The organism is Xanthobacter pseudotagetidis (assembly GCF_043194795.2).
Classification (GTDB): Bacteria; Pseudomonadota; Alphaproteobacteria; order Rhizobiales; family Xanthobacteraceae; genus Xanthobacter; species Xanthobacter tagetidis_A.
On record NZ_CM195534.1, the window covers coordinates 3,458,649 to 3,474,950 of the forward strand.

At 72.6% G+C, this 16,302-nt stretch carries 13 protein-coding genes; 9 read left to right on the top strand and 4 right to left on the bottom strand.

Features of this window, described 5'->3' with window-relative positions:
- Nucleotides 1-72: 72 nt before the first annotated feature.
- The 6 genes from pstB to V5F67_RS15855 all read left to right on the top strand — a co-directional run bounded on the left by pstB (nucleotide 73) and on the right by V5F67_RS15855 (nucleotide 7,294).
- A complete protein-coding gene (gene pstB / locus V5F67_RS15830) occupies nucleotides 73-924 on the top strand; it encodes a phosphate ABC transporter ATP-binding protein PstB (RefSeq protein ID WP_394016846.1) in 852 nt (283 codons plus the stop codon).
- A 63-nt stretch (nucleotides 925-987) separates the two neighbouring features.
- The gene (locus V5F67_RS15835) at nucleotides 988-3,735 is read left to right on the top strand and encodes a tetratricopeptide repeat protein (RefSeq protein WP_394016845.1); all 2,748 of its coding nucleotides are present in this window, start codon (nucleotides 988-990) and stop codon (nucleotides 3,733-3,735) included.
- Nucleotides 3,736-3,789: 54 nt separating this feature from the next.
- Nucleotides 3,790-4,224 (top strand): HIT domain-containing protein, encoded by a 435-nt coding sequence (locus V5F67_RS15840; protein ID WP_394016844.1) that lies wholly within the window; start codon nucleotides 3,790-3,792, stop codon nucleotides 4,222-4,224.
- Complete coding sequence (locus V5F67_RS15845; RefSeq protein ID WP_394016843.1) at nucleotides 4,221-5,207, top strand: beta-ribofuranosylaminobenzene 5'-phosphate synthase family protein; 987 nt, start codon at nucleotides 4,221-4,223, stop codon at nucleotides 5,205-5,207. The genes V5F67_RS15840 and V5F67_RS15845 overlap by 4 nt, the downstream gene beginning before the upstream one ends.
- Nucleotides 5,208-5,298: 91 nt before the next feature.
- Nucleotides 5,299-6,423: an ATP-grasp domain-containing protein gene (locus V5F67_RS15850; protein ID WP_394016842.1), complete on the top strand. Its 1,125-nt coding sequence runs from the start codon at nucleotides 5,299-5,301 to the stop codon at nucleotides 6,421-6,423.
- A 28-nt stretch (nucleotides 6,424-6,451) separates the two neighbouring features.
- Nucleotides 6,452-7,294: a triphosphoribosyl-dephospho-CoA synthase gene (locus tag V5F67_RS15855; RefSeq protein ID WP_394016841.1), complete on the top strand. Its 843-nt coding sequence runs from the start codon at nucleotides 6,452-6,454 to the stop codon at nucleotides 7,292-7,294.
- Here the strand turns inward: V5F67_RS15855 and V5F67_RS15860 are convergent.
- The gene (locus V5F67_RS15860) at nucleotides 7,285-8,034 is read right to left on the bottom strand and encodes a HisA/HisF-related TIM barrel protein (RefSeq protein WP_394016840.1); all 750 of its coding nucleotides are present in this window, start codon (nucleotides 8,032-8,034) and stop codon (nucleotides 7,285-7,287) included. The genes V5F67_RS15855 and V5F67_RS15860 overlap by 10 nt on opposite strands.
- Here V5F67_RS15860 and V5F67_RS15865 point away from each other — a divergent pair.
- From V5F67_RS15865 to V5F67_RS15875, 3 genes are all read left to right on the top strand, one after another.
- Entirely contained in the window at nucleotides 8,021-8,986 is a 966-nt protein-coding gene (locus tag V5F67_RS15865) for an ATP-grasp domain-containing protein (protein WP_394016839.1), read from the top strand. The genes V5F67_RS15860 and V5F67_RS15865 overlap by 14 nt on opposite strands.
- Before the next feature lie 206 nt (nucleotides 8,987-9,192).
- Nucleotides 9,193-9,630 (top strand): dihydroneopterin aldolase, encoded by a 438-nt coding sequence (folB, locus tag V5F67_RS15870; RefSeq protein WP_394016838.1) that lies wholly within the window; start codon nucleotides 9,193-9,195, stop codon nucleotides 9,628-9,630.
- 1,138 nt (nucleotides 9,631-10,768) lie between these two features.
- Entirely contained in the window at nucleotides 10,769-11,758 is a 990-nt protein-coding gene (locus tag V5F67_RS15875) for a class 1 fructose-bisphosphatase (protein WP_394016837.1), read from the top strand.
- Between the two features lie 305 nt (nucleotides 11,759-12,063).
- On the opposite strand, the gene V5F67_RS15880 is transcribed toward V5F67_RS15875, so the two are convergent.
- The 3 genes from V5F67_RS15880 to V5F67_RS15890 all read right to left on the bottom strand — a co-directional run bounded on the left by V5F67_RS15880 (nucleotide 12,064) and on the right by V5F67_RS15890 (nucleotide 16,302).
- Nucleotides 12,064-13,209: a cyclic nucleotide-gated ion channel gene (locus V5F67_RS15880; protein WP_394016836.1), complete on the bottom strand. Its 1,146-nt coding sequence runs from the start codon at nucleotides 13,207-13,209 to the stop codon at nucleotides 12,064-12,066.
- An 88-nt stretch (nucleotides 13,210-13,297) separates the two neighbouring features.
- On the bottom strand, nucleotides 13,298-15,037 hold the full coding sequence (locus tag V5F67_RS15885; protein WP_394016835.1) for a cation:proton antiporter domain-containing protein: 1,740 nt from the start codon (nucleotides 15,035-15,037) through the stop codon (nucleotides 13,298-13,300).
- A gap of 89 nt (nucleotides 15,038-15,126) precedes the next feature.
- The gene (locus V5F67_RS15890) at nucleotides 15,127-16,302 is read right to left on the bottom strand and encodes an alginate O-acetyltransferase AlgX-related protein (protein WP_394016834.1); all 1,176 of its coding nucleotides are present in this window, start codon (nucleotides 16,300-16,302) and stop codon (nucleotides 15,127-15,129) included.

The window sequence follows — 16,302 nt, forward strand, 5'->3', positions numbered from 1 at the left end:
CGGTGACCTCGCGCAAAGAAAAAGACGCCTTCCCCGCCTAGCCTTGCGGACGAAGCGGAAGGACGGCGAGCCATGTCGATGCACATCCCGACCGAGACCGGTGCCTCGGACCTGACCGGGGGGCTTGCCGCGCCCGGCAGCCTCGTCCGCAGGGCCGAGCCGCCGCCGGTCAAGATCGCGGCCCGCCACGTCAATTTCTATTACGGCCGGCAGCAGGCGCTGCGCGACGTGAGCGTATCGATCCACGCCAACCGGATCACCGCCTTCATCGGCCCCTCGGGCTGCGGCAAGTCCACGCTGCTGCGCGTCTTCAACCGCATGTACGCGCTCTATCCGGACCAGCGGGTGGAGGGCGAGGTGCTGATGGACGGCGAGGACATCCTGTCCGGCGCCCTCGATCCCGTGGTCCTGCGGGCGCGGGTCGGGATGGTGTTCCAGAAGCCCACGCCCTTCCCCATGACCATCTACGACAACGTGGCGCTGGGCATCCGCCTCAACGAGGTGAAGGAGCCCACCAGGGCCGAGCTGGACGAGCGCGTCGAGCACGCCTTGCGCCAGGCGGCGCTGTGGGAGGAGGTGAAGGACATTCTCGGCCAGAGCGGCCTCAGCCTGTCGGGCGGCCAGCAGCAGCGCCTGTGCATCGCCCGCACCATCGCCGTGAAGCCCGAGGTGATCCTCCTGGACGAGCCCTGCTCCGCGCTCGATCCCATCACCACCGCCAGGATCGAGGAGACGATGGAGGAGCTGAAGCAGCACTACACGCTGGTGATCGTGACCCACAATCTCCAGCAGGCGGCCCGCATCTCCGACCATACCGGCTTCATGTATCTGGGCGAGATGGTGGAGTTCGCCGCCACCGACGACCTGTTCACCAAGCCGAAGGAAGGGCGCACGAAGCGCTATCTCACGGGTCGGTTCGGCTGAGCGCGCGCCTACCGCTGGACGCGGAAGGCGACTTGCACCACCATCGCCGGCGGGGCGACGAAGATGGACCTGCTGGGCATCGTTGGCACGACCGTGGGGGAGGCGCTGCAGACGGGCGCGGGCGCGCTGCTGGGCACGCGCCTGTCCGACGAGATGCTGGCGGTTCGCGCGCGCATGGCCGGGCGGCTTCCGCTTCCCGAAAATCATGATCTGGTGCGCGGCATCCGGGCCGCCCATCTCGCGGCGGTCCGCCGGGTGGCCGACGCCTATGGCCGGGTGCTGAAAGACCGGCCGGATGGGGAGAAAGCCGCGGATGACGGCGCCTTCCACGCCAGCCTCATCGCCTGGCTCGACGAGCGCCAGCAGGTGCTGCGCAAGAGCGCCCTCGACCACGAGCAAGTGAGCGCCGAGGACGTGCGCCACGTGCTGGACGAGATGGTCCATCCGAGCGCGGTGGAAGGATTTGCCGCGGCGGCGGGGAACCGGAGGGCGCAGGCGGAGAACCGCGCCCTTGCGGAGCTGGCGGCCGCCTGCGGTACCGCCCCGCCGGCCTTCACCGTGCTGTTCCGGGGGAGCGGCCGCGCCGGCTGGTATGATGATTTCGCCCTGTTCGTGAACGAGGAGCTGAAGGTCAACGTGCGCTTCCGCGCCATCTTCCTCGCCGCCGAGCTGGTGGACATCAAGCGGCTGACGGCCGCCTGCGACGGCAAGATCGCGGCGCTGGAGACGATCGGCGCGGCGCGGCTGGGGGCGATCGGGGATCTGCTCGGGGCGGTGCAGCAGGATACGTCCGCCATCCGCGCCGGGGTGGAGCGCCTGACCGCGCAACTGGACCTCACCCAGCGGGAGAAAGAGGCGCTGGCGGTGGCCCTCGCCGAGGCGCAGGCGCGGTTCGCGAGCACACAATCCACCGTGCTCGGCTTCCTTCAGACCATTGTGGGCCGGGACGTGGCGCCCGACCAGATGGTCGCCACCCTGTTCGAGATCGCCCGGCGCTGGGACGACCTCGGCCGCCGCATCGTCGAGCTGGAGGCCTCGCGCAATCTCTCGCCGGACATCGCGCCGTTGCGCGCCAAGGCCGCCGAAGCGCACGCCGCCGGCGACGTGGAGACGGCGGAACGCCTCCTGGCGCAGATCGACCAGACGGAGGCGGCCAACCTTGCCCGCCTCCTCGCCCACCATCAGGAGGTGGGCGCCGAGATCGCCCTGCGCCGCGCCGAGCAGGCCAAGACCAAGCGCGCCCGCGCCGACGCCGCCTTCACCCGCCTCGACTGGCAGGAAACCGCCCGGCTGCTGGTGGAGGCGGTGGAACTGGAGGTCGAAGAAGACGAGGAGCGATGCGATGCACTGGTAGCGTTGAGTGCCAGCTATCTGGAGCACGGCACCCTTACCGCCGTGAACCCCGCCCTTGAAGTGGCCATCCTGGTGGCGCGACGCGCGGTACACTGGGTTCGGCGGACGAGCCAGCGAAGCTTAGCCCTCAACGCACTGGGCATGGCCTTGTCCGAGTTGGGCCATCGCGAGAGTTCACCTCAGCGTCTGAATGAGGCTGTCGAAGTTTTTCAGGCTGCCTTGGATGCCTGTGGAGAAGACCATGCCTCCGCAATCTGGGCATCGGCCCAGAATAATCTCGGCAACGCTCTGCAGGAGCTCGGCACGCGCGAAACCGGAACACAGCGGCTTTCAGAGGCCCTGGCGGCGAACCGCGCAGCGCTTGGCGCCACAGACCGCGAACGTGAGCCGCACTATTGGGCTACGGCGCAGAGCAATCTTGGCAACACGCTCCTCCTCCTCGGGCAGAGAACCGGCGAGGCGCACTGGTTGGAGCTAGCCGTCATTGCCCATCGGACGGCCCTAGCGGAACGCCCGCGGTCGCGCGTGCCGCTGGATTGGGCGACAAGCCAGAGCAATCTCGGAAATGCGCTTTTCTCGCAGGGCGAGATGGAAGGCAGCTCCGATCTGCTTGAGCAAGCGGTCTCTGCCTACAGCGCTGCGCTTGACGAGGACCTCAGGAGCATAGCGCCGCTCCAATGGGCCTCGACCCAGAACAATCTTGGCCTGCCCCTGATGGTGCTCGGCCAGCGGGAGACCGACGTTGCACGCATCGAGGCCGCCGTCGCCGCCTTCCGGGCCGCGCTGGAGGTGTGGGACCGTGACAGCGCGCCGATAGCCTGGGCGGAGACACGAGAAAATCTCGGCAATGCGTTGCAGACCATTGGCTCCCGAACCGGCGAAACGCTGTTACTTGAGGAGGCCATCCAGGCCTATCGGGATGCGCTACAGGAATTTCCGCGAGGGCGCCTTCCCCTCAAGTGGGCCAGCGCGCAGCATCATCTCGGCAATGCGCTGCGGGTCCTCGGGGAGCACAAATTGGGCACTGCCGACCTCGAAGATGCTGTTTCGGCACTACGTGCAGCAACGCAGGAGCGCCGGCGCGAAGTCGTCCCGATCGAATGGGCGCGAACGCAGGACCATCTCGGCCTTGCACTGTTTGCGCTTGGCATTCGCACCGAGGACATGCGGATGATCGAGCAGGCGGCCGCAGCATATGCCGCGGCAGCGCTGGAGTTGACGCGCGCCCGGGCTCCATTGGACTGGGCTTTGACCCGGAATAATCTGGGCGTCGCGCTCCAGGCCCTCGGATCACGCAGCAACGGAATCAGCCGCCTGCAACAGGCTGCAGCGGCCTACCGCGACGCGCTAGAGGTTCTCACCGCCGAGGACGCCCCCTATTATTGGACTGTCATCCACTCCAACCTCGCCGATACCCTCGCCCTGATCGCTTCGCGCTCCGGCGGGGCCGCCCCTTGACCCTCCTCGCCGGCCTTGCGATGTCCTGAGGGAACCATCAGGAGGATCGCCCAGATGAGCGCCACGCCGGCCTACGACCCCAGCAACGTCTTCGCCAAGATCCTGCGCGGCGAGCTGCCGGCCCATAAGGTCTATGAGGACGACAAGGCGCTCGCCTTCCTCGACATCATGCCGCGCTGCCCCGGCCATGCGCTGGTGATCCCCAAGGCGCCGTCGCGCAACCTGCTCGACGTGGCGCCGGAGGACCTCGCCCACGTGGCCACCGTGGCGCAGAAGGTGGCCAAGGCGGCGATGGCGGCGTTCAAGGCCGACGGCATCGTGCTCCAGCAGTTCAGCGAGGAGGCGAGCGGGCAGATCGTCTACCACCTGCACATGCACGTCATTCCGCGCCACCTCGGCGTGCCCATGAAGCCGCCGCACGTGGAGATGGAGAAGCCCGAGGTTCTGGCCGAGCACGCGGCCCTGCTGCGCACCGCGCTCGGCTCGTGAGCATCGGCGCGCCGGCTGCGGCGCTCGAGGTCCGGGCGCCCGGGCGCCTGCATCTGGGCTTCGTCGATCTCGGCGGCGCGCTGGGCCGGCGCTTCGGCAGCCTCGGCATCACGCTGGAGCAGCCGGCCACCGTCATCGAGGCCACGCGCGCCGACCGCGACACCCTCGAGGGACCTGAAGCCGCGCGCGCCGGCGCGGCGCGGGACGCGGTGCGCGCCGCGCTCGGCATCGCCGACCGCTTCGCCATCGCCGTGAAGGAGGCGCTGCCCGCCCATGCCGGCTTCGGCTCGGGCACGCAGATGGACCTCGCCGTGGGCGCCGCCGTGGCGCGCCTCGCCGGGCGGCAGGTGACGGCGCGCGCCATCGCCGACCTGATGGGCCGCGGCCGGCGCTCCGCCATCGGCACCGAGGCGTTCGCGGGCGGCGGCGTGATCCTCGACGGCGGACGCGGCGCCGGCCCGGCCGCGCCCCCGCTCCTCGCCCGCCTGCCGTTCCCGGAGCACTGGCGCGTCATCCTGGTCCTCGACGCCGCCCGGCACGGCCTCAGCGGCGCCGAGGAGGCGGAGGCGATGGCGGCGCTGCCGCCGTTCCCGCAGGCGCTCGCCGCCCATCTGAGCCACCTGGTGCTGATGCGGCTCCTGCCGGCGCTCGCCGAGCACGACGCGGACGCCTTCGGCGCCGCGGTCGGCGAATGGCAGGAGCGGCTCGGCGACCACTACGCCGCCGCCCAGGACGGGCGGCGCTTCCTCAGCCCGGACGTGGCCGCGGCGGTCGCGGCCCTGCGCGGCGAAGGCATCGCCGGGGTCGGCCAGAGCTCGTGGGGGCCCACCGGCTTCGCGGTGGTGGGCGACGGGCCGCAGGCGGAAAGGCGCGCCGAGGCCTTGCGCCGGCGCTTCGCATCGTTCACAAACCTGTCATTCCATTGCGTGCGCGGCCGGAACCAGGGCGCCGCGTTCGGCTCCATCGGCGCAGCCGTCCCGTGACCAGAAGGAAGCCCCGCATGGCTCCAGCCGCACCCCGGCTCCCCCGCGCCCTTCCGGCGCGCATCCGCGTGCCGCGCGCGGCCTGACGCCCATGGATCTCGCCATCATCGCGCTGTCCGCGCGCCCGCTCGTGGCGTCCGCCGCCCGCGCCGGCCTCGCCGCCCTCACCTTCGACCTGTTCGCCGACCTCGACACCTGCGCCCATGCGGCGCGCTGCGTGAAGGTGCACAAGAAGCACGGCTTCGCCTTCGACGGCGACGACCTGATCCACGCCCTCGCCTCGCTCGCGCCCGCCGGCCTGCCGGTGGTGCTCGGCGGCGGGCTGGAGGACGAGCCGGAGCTGATGGTGCGCATCGCCGAGCGCAACCCCATCCTCGGCAACGCGCCGCAGACCGTGCGCATCATCAAGGACCCGCTGGCGCTCGCCGCCCTGTGCGGCCACCTCGCCATCCCGTTCCCGGAGGTCAGCCTCGGCGCGCCCGAGGGCATGAGCGGACCGCTGATCGAGAAGAAGATCGGCGGCGCCGGCGGCGGCCACATCCGCCGCCGGGCCGAGGGCGACCTCTCGCCCCCCTGGCCCGACCACTATCTCCAGCGCGAGGTGAGCGGCACCTCGGTCTCGCTGCTGATGCTGGCGAACGGCACCGAGAGCGTGGTGGTGGGCGCCTCGCGCCAGTGGCGCGCCGGCGACCTCGAGCACCCCTTCCTCTACGGCGGCGCCGCCGGCCCCATCGCCCTGCCGGAGCCCCAGGGCGCGGCCATGCGCGCCGCCGCCCAGCGCGTCGCCAAGGCCTGCGGGCTCGTGGGCCTGGTCTCCATGGACTTCATGATCGGCGCGCAGGGCTGGTTCCTGGTGGAGGTCAATCCGCGCCTCGGCGCCACCCTCGACATCTTCGACGTGGACCCGCTGCCGCCGCTGCTCGGCCTGCACCTCGCCGCCTGCGGCGGGCGCATCCCGCCGGGCCTGCCGCAGCCGTCCGAGGCCCATGCGGCGGGCGTGATCTATGCCGACCGGGACATCATCGTGCCCCCGGGCCTATGGCCGGAGGAGGTGGCGGACCGCCCCGCCGCCGGCGCCGCCATCGCCAAGGGCGCCCCGGTGTGCACCGTGCGCACCCAGGGCCCGACCCTGGAGATCGCCGAGGAGCGCCTCGCCGCCCGCAGCCGCGACGTGCGGCTCCAGCTCGGCCTCGGCGCGCTCGCGCCCGCGCCGTGACCCCCCGGCCGCCGCGCGGAGCCCGGCCATGGCGCTGACGCCGCCCGGGATCGCCCGCGCCTTCGCGGCGGCCTGCCGGGCCGAGCTCGACGCGCTGAAGCCCGGCAACGTGCACCGCTTCGCCGCCGGCCACGGCATGGAGCCGGCCCATTTCGAGGCGGCGGCCGCCGCAGCCGCCCCGTTCATGGGCGCGGCGGGCCTCTCGGTCGGGCAGCGCATCGCCGGCGCGGTGGATGCCTCGCTCGCCGCCACCGGGCTCAACGCCAATCTCGGCATCGTCCTCTTGTGCGCGCCGCTCGCCCAGGCGGCGCTGACGGTGTCGCCCGCGCCGTTCCGGGAGCGGCTGTCCCAGGTGCTCGGCACCCTCGACACGGCGGATGCCGATGCCGCCTTCGGCGCCATCGCCCGCGCCAATCCCGGCGGCCTCGGCGCCGCGCCCGAGGCCGACGTGCGCGCGCCCGCCGCGACGACGCTGGCCGCCGCCATGGCGCTCGCCGCCCACCGCGACCTGATCGCGCGGCAGTACGCCAGCGGATTTGCCGACCTGTTCGCGGTCGGCGTGCCGCGGCTCGCCGGGGCGCCGCTCGCGCCGGCGCGGCTGGAGGCGGCCTTCCTCGCCTTCCTCGCCGGCTTCCCCGACAGCCACGTCGCCCGCAAGTTCGGCGCCGGCACCGCCGAGGCGGTGCGCGCCGAGGCCGAGGCGCTGCGCGAGGAGATCGACGGCCTCCCGGACCCGGCCCGGCATCGCCGCCTGCTGGCGTTCGACGCGCGATTGAAGGCGCGCGGCCTCAATCCCGGCACCAGCGCCGACCTCACGGTGGCGAGCGCGTTCGCGGCGCTCCTCCTCGCCGCCGAGGAGGCTCAGGCGTAGCGGCGCGCCGCGTCCGGGCCGATCCGCCCGTCATGGAGCGCGCTCGCCACCAGCGCGCCGGCGACGCCCATCCGCGCCAGCGCGTCGAGGTCGGCCGCGTCCCGCACCCCGCCCGCGGCGTGGAAGCGGCCCGCCGGCCTCAGGGCCATTGCGGCTTCCAGCGCGGCCATGTCCGGCCCCTCGCCCGAGCCGACGCGGGCCAGCGTCATGACGATGACGTCCTCGGTCCAGAGCTCCGGCGTGGCGTGCACCTCCCGTGGTCCGCGCGGCCCCTGGGCGTCGCGGTCGAGGGAGAGGATCACGCCCGGCACGGCGAGCGCCGCGCGCGCCGCCGCGACCTCCGCCAGGCTCTCCGTGCCCACCACTGGCCTGCCGAGGCCGGCGTCCAGGCGGGCGGCGAGCGCCGCCGGGGCCGATTCGCCGGCGTCAACCCAGAGGGCGAGATGCGGAAATCGCGCACGCAACGCGCGAATCTCCCTATCGTGGTGGCCCTCGCCCGAAATGGCGTCCAGATCGGCGACATAGAGCGTGGAGAAGGGGGCGATCTCCAGCAGCCGCGCGACCACCTGGAGCGGATCGGCGGACCGCGCGAGGCCGGAACGCCAGGGTCGGTAGTCGCTGCGATGGCCCCGGACGGCACGAACAACTTGACCTCCCTTCAGGTCAAGGACCGGAATAAGCTGCACGGTGGTCTGCCCAGGGATCGCCGGCCGAAAGAGGGACGAGATGCGCGTCTTCATCTGCGAGTACGTGACATCCGGCGGACTGCGCGACAAGCCTCTGCCCGAGACGCTGCTGCCCGCGGCCCTGCAGGTGCGCGATGCCCTGATCCGGGATCTCGAAGCCCTCCCGGGCGTCAGCACCATCCTTGCCTATGACGACCGGCTGCCGGCGCCGAGCGAGGACAGCGTCCCGGTCGGCAAGGGCGACGACCCCTGGATCTGCTGGTCCGGGCTCGCCCACGAGGCGGACGTGGTCTGGCCCGTGGGCCCGGAGACAGGCGGCGTGCTGGCGCGCATGGTGCGCCTGATGAACGAGAGCGCCGCGCGCCTCATCTCCGCCTCGCCCGCGGCCATCGACCTGGTCTCGAGCAAGCTGCGCACCGCGGAGGTTCTGGCGCAGAACTTCATCCCCCACGTCCCCACCTACACCCTCGACACGGTGCCGGCGGACATCAAGGGCGACCTCATCACCAAGCCCGACGACGGCGCCGGCGCGGAGAACACCCGCGCCTGGCCGAACCGCGACGCGCTGCCGCGCGGCGGCCGGCTGGTGGTGCAGCCGTTCGTCCACGGCACGCCGGTGAGCCTGAGCGTGCTGGTGCGGCCGGACGGCGTGACGCTGCTCTGCGCCAACCAGCTTCACATGAGCCACCTCGTCGGCGTGCTCTCGCTCACCGGGATCACGGTGGGCGCCATCGACGACAAGGACGGCGCGCTCGCCGTGCTGGCCCAGAAGGTGGTGGCGGCGATCCCGGGCCTGTCGGGCATCATCGGCATCGACGTGATCCTGTCGCCGTCCGGCCCGCTGGTGGTGGAGGTGAACCCGCATGCGACCGTCGCCTATGCGGGGCTGCACGCGGCGCTCGGCGTCAATCCCGCCGCCTTCCTGCCCGAGCTGATCCGCGACGGGCGGCCGCCCGCCATGCCCCATCTGCCGCGCCCGCGCCCGGTGGAGCTGGACCTGCGCTGAGCCGGCCGGCCGGCGCGGACACGGTCCCATGGGGAGAATTTCCCCGATCGTCTTGATCTTGCTCGCCTGAGGGGCTCCCATGGGGCGCCCTCAGGCGCCGTGGCCGGCGCGCCGGGGCACGCTTCGCGCCGGGCCCGGCACGGGCGACGGGGTGCCGGCCCCAGGGCGGCGCCCGCGACAAGGGATGGCCGCCGCGCGAGGCGTCGATGAGAGCAGATGAACCCGAAGCGGCGGCCGAGGCCGAGGCCAAGGCGGCCGACGCCCGGTCCGCGCCGCGCCATGGCCTCGACCGGCTGTTCGTGAAGGGCATGCCCTTCTACGCCCGCCATGGCGTCTACGAGGCGGAGCGCGAGCTCGGCCAGCGCTTCATCGTCGATTGCGACTGCAGGCTCGACACCCGCCCCGCGGCCTGGGCCGACGACGAGGCCCTGACCATCTCCTACCAGAAGATCTACGAGCAGGTGCGCGCGGTGGTGGAGGACGACCCGGTGCACCTGATCGAGACCGTGGCCGAGCGCATCGCCACGCGCCTGCTGGACCATTTCCAGCTCCTGGAGGAGGTGGTGGTGACGGTCCACAAGCCGAACGCACCGGTGAGCGGCATCTTCGCCGACGTGGGCGTGGAGATCACGCGCCGGCGCTGAGGGTCGCGGCGGGAGGTGCGAGAGCGCTCCCTCCTCGCTTGCCGCCGCACGGCCGTGGCGCCGCCGCGCGCCCGCCCTCCAGCCGTCGCACCATGCGCCGTCGCGCCCCGTGCGCCGCCCCCTCTCGCGCCGTCGCCCTCCGGCTCGACCGGAAGGCCCATGGACCGCGCCGCATCTGCGACGGCGAGGATGGATGCTCCGGCCAAGCCGGAGCATGACGGCGGCGGGCATGGCGGGCCAGCTCTGAGAGAGCGCACGGTCAGCCGCGCCGCCCTCGGCCCCCGCGCCTCCTTTCCCCCTTGCGGGAAGCGGCGCCTCCCCTTGCGGGGAAGCGGCGAGGAAGCAGGCCGCGCAACATCGCCGCCCCACGCCCCGTCGCCCTCCGGCTCGACCGGAGGGCCCATGGACCGCGCCGCATCTGCGACGGCGAGGATGGATGCTCCGGCCCAGCCGGAGCATGACGGCGGCGGGCATGGCGGGCCAGCTCTGAGAGAGCGCACGGTCAGCCGCGCCGCCCTCGGCCCCCGCGCCTCCTTTCCCCCTTGCGGGAAGCGGCGCCTCCCCTTGCGGGGAAGCGGCGAGGAAGCAGGCCGCGCAACATCGCCGCCCCACGCCCCGTCGCCCTCCGGCTCGACCGGAGGGCCCATGGACCGCGCCGCATCTGCGACGGCGAGGATGGATGCTCCGGCCAAGCCGGAGCATGACGGCGGGAGGCTAAGCGCGGGCGCCCGTCACTAGCCTCCCCTCCCCCTTGTGGGGAGGGGCAGGGGTGGGGGTATCGGCGCGGCTGGGTGAAGCCCGCGCGACTGGCGACGGCGGCGCGACCGCCACCCCCTCCCACCCCCTCCCCACCTCCCACCCCCTCCCCCCACCCCCTCCCCACAAGGGGGAGGGGAACTCCCGAAGCAGGCCTCAAGCCCAGACCCCAGGCCCAGACCTCGGGCCCCGGCCCGATCTTCGGGCCGGCTTGGGGAACATCCGGCGGCTGGACCCGCTCGCGGCTTCCGGGGCGCGGCGATGCCCCCTCCCCTCGCCCCGCCAATTGCTTTGCCCGGCGACGCGCTCTGGGCCATAAGGGCGCCGGGCGGCGGGGAGGAGACCCCGCATCCCGCCGAGGCGGCGTGCGCAGGAGACGGCTGTGAGCGAGAGCGTGACCCTTCAGACCTATCTCGACCGGTGGGCCGGCGGCGACGCCGGCAAGGCCGCGGTGGCCGCGGCGGTCAAGGCCATCGCCGAGGCCGGCGTCGGCATCGCCGACCTGGTCGCGCGCGGGCCGCTGGAAGAGGGCCTCGCCAAGATCCGCGGCGTCGATCCCAATGCCGGCGGCGACGCCCAGAAGGAGCTCGACGTGGTGGCGGAGGAGCGGATCCTCGCCGCGCTGAAGACGACGCCGGTCGCCTTCCTCGCCTCGGAGGAGAGCGAGGACCTGATCCCGGTGAACCCCGCCGGCCGCCTCGTGGTGGCGGTGGACCCGCTCGACGGCTCGTCCAACATCGACACCAACGTGTCGGTGGGCACCATCTATTCCATCCTGCCCTATGACCCGGCGGCCCATGCGAGCCCGAAGGACGCGGTGATGCGCCCAGGCCGGCATCAGGTGGCGGCGGGCTTCCTCGCCTACGGGCCGGCCACCATCCTGGTGGCGACCTTCGGGGAGGGCACGCACGTGTTCGTGCAGGACCGCCGCACCGGGGAATTCCTGCTCGCCCGCGCGCACGTGGAGATCCCGGCCGAGACCAAGGAATACGGCGTCAACCAGTCCAACGTCCGCCACTGGGACGCGCCCATGAAGGGCTATATCGAGGACTGCCTCGCCGGCAAGGAGGGCCCGCGCGGCAAGGACTTCAACATGCGCTGGGTGGGCTCCATGGTGGCCGACGCCTTCCGCATCTTCACCCGCGGCGGCGTCTATCTCTATCCCGGCGACAGGCGCAAGGGCTATGCGGACGGGCGCCTGCGCCTGATCTACGAGGCGAACCCGGTGGCCTTCCTCACCGAGCAGGCCAAGGGCGGCGCCACCGACGGCAAGACGCGCATCCTCGACATCGCGCCGCACCACATCCACCAGCGCATCCCGCTGGTGTTCGGCTCGAAGGCCGAGGTGGAGCAGATCGCCTCCTATTACTGACCGTCCCGCCGGAGATCCCGCCGCCGCCCGTTGTCCGGCCGGAGGACCCATGCGGCCGGCGATGCGCCCGGCAATCGGCGGGCCGTCCCCTCACCCTGCCCTCTCCCCGCCGGGGAGAGCGTCGCCCTCAGGCCCGCCCCGGCGCCCGTCTCCAGCGCAGGAAGGTTCCGCCCACGCGCCACGCGTCCCCCTCTCCCGGAGGGAGAGGGCGGGGGGTGAGGGCTTCGCGCCCCAAAAAGCGGGGCCGGGCGGCGCCGCGTTCTCCCGCCTCAAGCGAGAGGACGATGGCGGGCGGGCCGCCCGCTTTATCCCTCGCCCGCCTTCGGGAACACCATGCCCGACAGCCGCGCCACCACCACCGGGTGCTTGGCCATCAGGGCGTGCAGCTCGTTCTCCTCGATCACCAGCACCTTCGCCTTGGTGGCGGCGCGCACCACCATGTGCTCCAGCGCCGCGCCGGAGGCGACGCCGAACACCCCGCCCGGCCCCAGCCGCTCCACGCCGTCGGGATGCTCCACCTCCACATAGCCTTCAAGCACCACGTAGAGGTGGCCGGTCTTCTCGCCCCTGCGCACCACCATGTGGCCCCGGTCGAAGCTGCGCGAGTGCAGCACCGGCAGCAGCGCGCCCAGCGCCTTGGCGTCGAGATCGGTGAACGGGGCGAGGCGCGAGACCATGGAGAAGGTGACGACGAAATTGTGCTGGGCGATCACCTCGGAGAAGGAGGAGGCGATGATGGCGATGGGCAGCGCCAGCATGACCAGCCCGGTCACCATGGTGATGCCGCCGATCACCCGGCCGAGCGTCGTCACCGGCACCACGTCGCCGTAGCCCACCGTGGTGAGCGTGGTGATGGCCCACCACATGGCCGCCGGGATGGAGCCGAACTGCTCCGGCTGCACGTCGCGCTCGACGAGGTACATCAGCGTCGCCGCCGTGAGCACCCCCGAGACCAGGATCAGGAGGCAGGAGAACAGCGCGTAGCGCTCGCGCTTGATGGCGAGGAACAGCGCGTTGAAGCCGGACGAATAGCGCGCCAGCTTCAGGAAGCGCAGCAGGCGCAGCACCAGGAGCCCGTGCAGCTCGTAGCCCGCGAACAGCGAGCCCGCCAGCGGCATGATGGCGAGCAGGTCGATGATGGCGAACGGCGTGACGGCGTAAGCGAGCCGCGCCTGCCAGGCCGGCATGCCGCGCCGCAGCGGATGCTCCGGCGCCACCCACAGCCGCACCGCGTACTCCGCCACGAAGACGGCGAGGCAGGCGTGCTCGATCACGGCGAACGCCCAGCCGTCCCTGAGGCCGAGGGAGGCAACCGTGCCGAGCACGGCGACGACGATGCTGACGAGGATGACCGCGATCAGGGCGAAATGCAGCACGTCGGCGGGGCGGTCCCCCGGCACGTCGCGCTCCAGGAGGTCGAACACCCGCCGGCGCATGCTCCTGCGATCCATGCCGCACCTCCCCGGCAGGCGAACCGGCGCGCGCGCCATAGCCTGTCCCGCTTTCCGTCCGATCTTAAATGCTGATTCTGGCGCGAAATCACGCGTCCTGTCGCCCGCCGTCCGCCTGGAGCGCGGCGCGCTCGGCCTCGCGGGCCTCGGCGATGCGCGCGCTGACCACGTCCTCGGGCAGCCCGAGCGCCTCCAGGAGGCGCCCGGCGAGCTGGAGGCTCGCCTCCACGGTCTCGGGGATGACGCCGGCGACGCCCAGCGCGCTCAGCCGGCGCGCATGGGCGCCGTCGCGGGCGCGCGCCACCACCACCGCCTGCGGCCAGCGCGCGCGCACGGCGCGCACCATGCCCTCCGCCGGTCCTGCGGCATCGAGCGTGACCACGAAGGCGCTGGCCTGGTCTCCGCCGAGGCGCTCCAGGAGATCGAGCCGGCCGGCGTCGCCGAAGAACACCGGCTGCCCGCTCCGGCGCTCCACCGCCGCCCGCATCGGATCGGCGTCCACCGCGACGAACGGCACGTTCTCGCGCGCCAGGATCGCGGCCACGGTGCGCCCGACCCGGCCGAAGCCGCCGATCACCACGTGGCCCGAGAGCCCGGCCGCGTCCGCGGGCGCCTCCAAGCCGCGGGCCTCGTCGCGCTCGAGCCGCGCCCCCAGCCGGCGCCCGAGCCGCGCGAGCAGCGGCGTCAGCGCCAGGGTCAGCACCACCGCCGCCACCAGCGCGCTCATCTGCGCCGGATCCACCAGCCGGCGCGCGGCGAGCAGGCCCAGCACCACCAGCGCGAACTCGCCGGTCTGTGCGAGCAGGATCGAGGCTTCCGCCGCCACCGGCCGCGCCGTGCCCATGAGGCGCACCGCCGCGTAGGTGAACACCACCTTCAGCCCCACCACCGCCACCACCACCTTCACCAGCAGCCAGGCGTTGGGCAGCACGCCCGCGAGGTCGACGCTCATGCCGACGGTGACGAAGAACACGCCGATCAGCAGGCCCTTGAACGGCTCCAGGTCGATCTCGATCTGGTGCCGGTAGGCGGTTTCCGACAGCAGCATGCCGGCGAGGAAGGCGCCCAGCGCCGCCGACAGGCCCGCCGCATGGGTCAGGCCGGCGGCGCCCACCACCACCACCAGGGTGATCGCCATGATGAGGTCGCGCAGCCCGGTGCTGGCGGCGAGCGCCACCAGCGGCGCCAGCACGAAGCGGCCCGCGAGCAGGATCGCCACCACCGCCGCCGCCGCCTTGCCGAGGGCGGACAGGGCGAGCCACGCCACGTCGCCGCCCTGAGGCCCGAGCAGGTCGACGGCGAGCAGGATCGGCACCACCATCAGGTCCTGGAACAGCAGCACCGCGATCACCAGCTGCCCGAAGGGCGTGAGCGAGCGGTGCTCGGCGATCAGCAGCTGGGTGACCACGGCGGTGGAGGACAGCGCCAGCGACAGGCCGATCACCAGCGCGAGGCCGGGATCGCCGAACGGCAGGTAGAGCAGGCCGGCGAGCGGGGCCGCGCACAGCGCCACCTGGAGGGCGCCGGCGCCGAACACCTCGCGGCGCAGCGCCCACAGCCGCGCGGCGGAGAATTCGAGCCCCAGCAGGAACAGCAGGAAGATCACGCCCAGCTCGCCGAACGGCGCGACGCGCGCGGGATCGGAGATGGTGAGGATGCGCACGAACGGCACCTCGTGCGCCAGCCGGCCCAGCCCGTGCGGGCCGAGCAGCACGCCGATGGCGATGAAGCCCACCACGGCGCCGATGCGCGCGCGGTGGAACAGCGGCACCAGGACGCCGGCGGCGATGAGATAGACCATCGCGTCCTTGAGGACTGTGTCCGACACCTCTCCCGGTCCCCCGCGCGGTCGCTCTGTCTGTTTGCCGGCAGCTTACGCCGGCGCGCCGCGCGCCGGTACCCTCTTCCCGCGCAGCGTCACCGCAGGTCCGGCACCGCCGCCTCGACCTTCGCGCGCAGCGCCGCGTCCGGGCGCGGCAGGTTGCGCGGCCAGGCGTGCGGGGCGCAGGTGAAGAAGCGCTCGCCGCGGGCGTAGATCACGAGGTCCGGCTTGAAGCGCAGGATGTTGTCGAAGTTGAAGTCGCACGAGCCCAGCACGTAGCGCGAGGCGTGCATCCAGCCCACCTCGCTCACGTTGGAGTTCATGAACAGGCGCGGCCAGACCAGGGCGCTGAAGCTGTCGCCCATGACCAGCACGCGCGGCCCGCCGCCGCCGAACGGGAACACCTTCGAGGCGAAGGGGCCGAACACGTTGTGGTGCGGCAGGCGCGGGTCGAGGCTCGACTTCCGCATCGGCACGTTGAGCAGGTAGTTGTGGTCCTGGATCTCGGGCGGCATGCGCATGCTGCGCAGCAGGTCGCCGCTGGCGATCGGCCGCCGGTCGCCGATGGCCCTGGAGAGATCGAGCGCCCATTCGGAATGGCCGGCGGCCGTCACCGCCGCGTTGAATCCGGCGACCGAGGAGCGGAAGTTCCAGTGGGTGTCGGTGAGCAGGTAGCGCGGATAGGGGGTCTGGCGCAGCGCCGCCCTCAGGTCCACCGCGGTGACGCCGAGCGCCTTCATGGCGCCGAGCATGAGGTCGTATTCCGTGGTCTTGTAGGCGAGCCGGTCGTGCCACTCCGGCAGGCCCTCGAGGTCCACCGACTGCGCGTTGGGCGGCAGCGCCACCACCAGCTTGGCGCCGCGGGCGGCGAGGATGGCGTTCATCTCGCCGATCATCTCGGCGAAGCGCCGCACGCCCGGCACCCGCACCAGGGCGCCGGCGGACTGCTCGGGGGTGTTCTCGCGGCCCCAGAACAGCTGGCCCGTGCGCCCCTCGTAGATCGGCCGGGTGTCCGGCGAGGCGAGGTCCTCGCGCAGCTCCCGGCGCAGCACCGGCAGCGAGGCGCGGAAGCCGAAATTGTCCTGCATGAACTCGCCGAGATTGCGGAACGCCACCTCCACCATGTGGGCGTAGCCCAGCTCCGGCCGCAGCGCCGTGCGCCAGGTGAAGCGCCCGAGCGGATCGGGGATCAGGTTCGAGGCCAGCAGCAGCGCGAAGATGCCGGCGATCATGGCGCCCATGTAGCGGCGGTGGCGCGAGAGCAGGGGCAT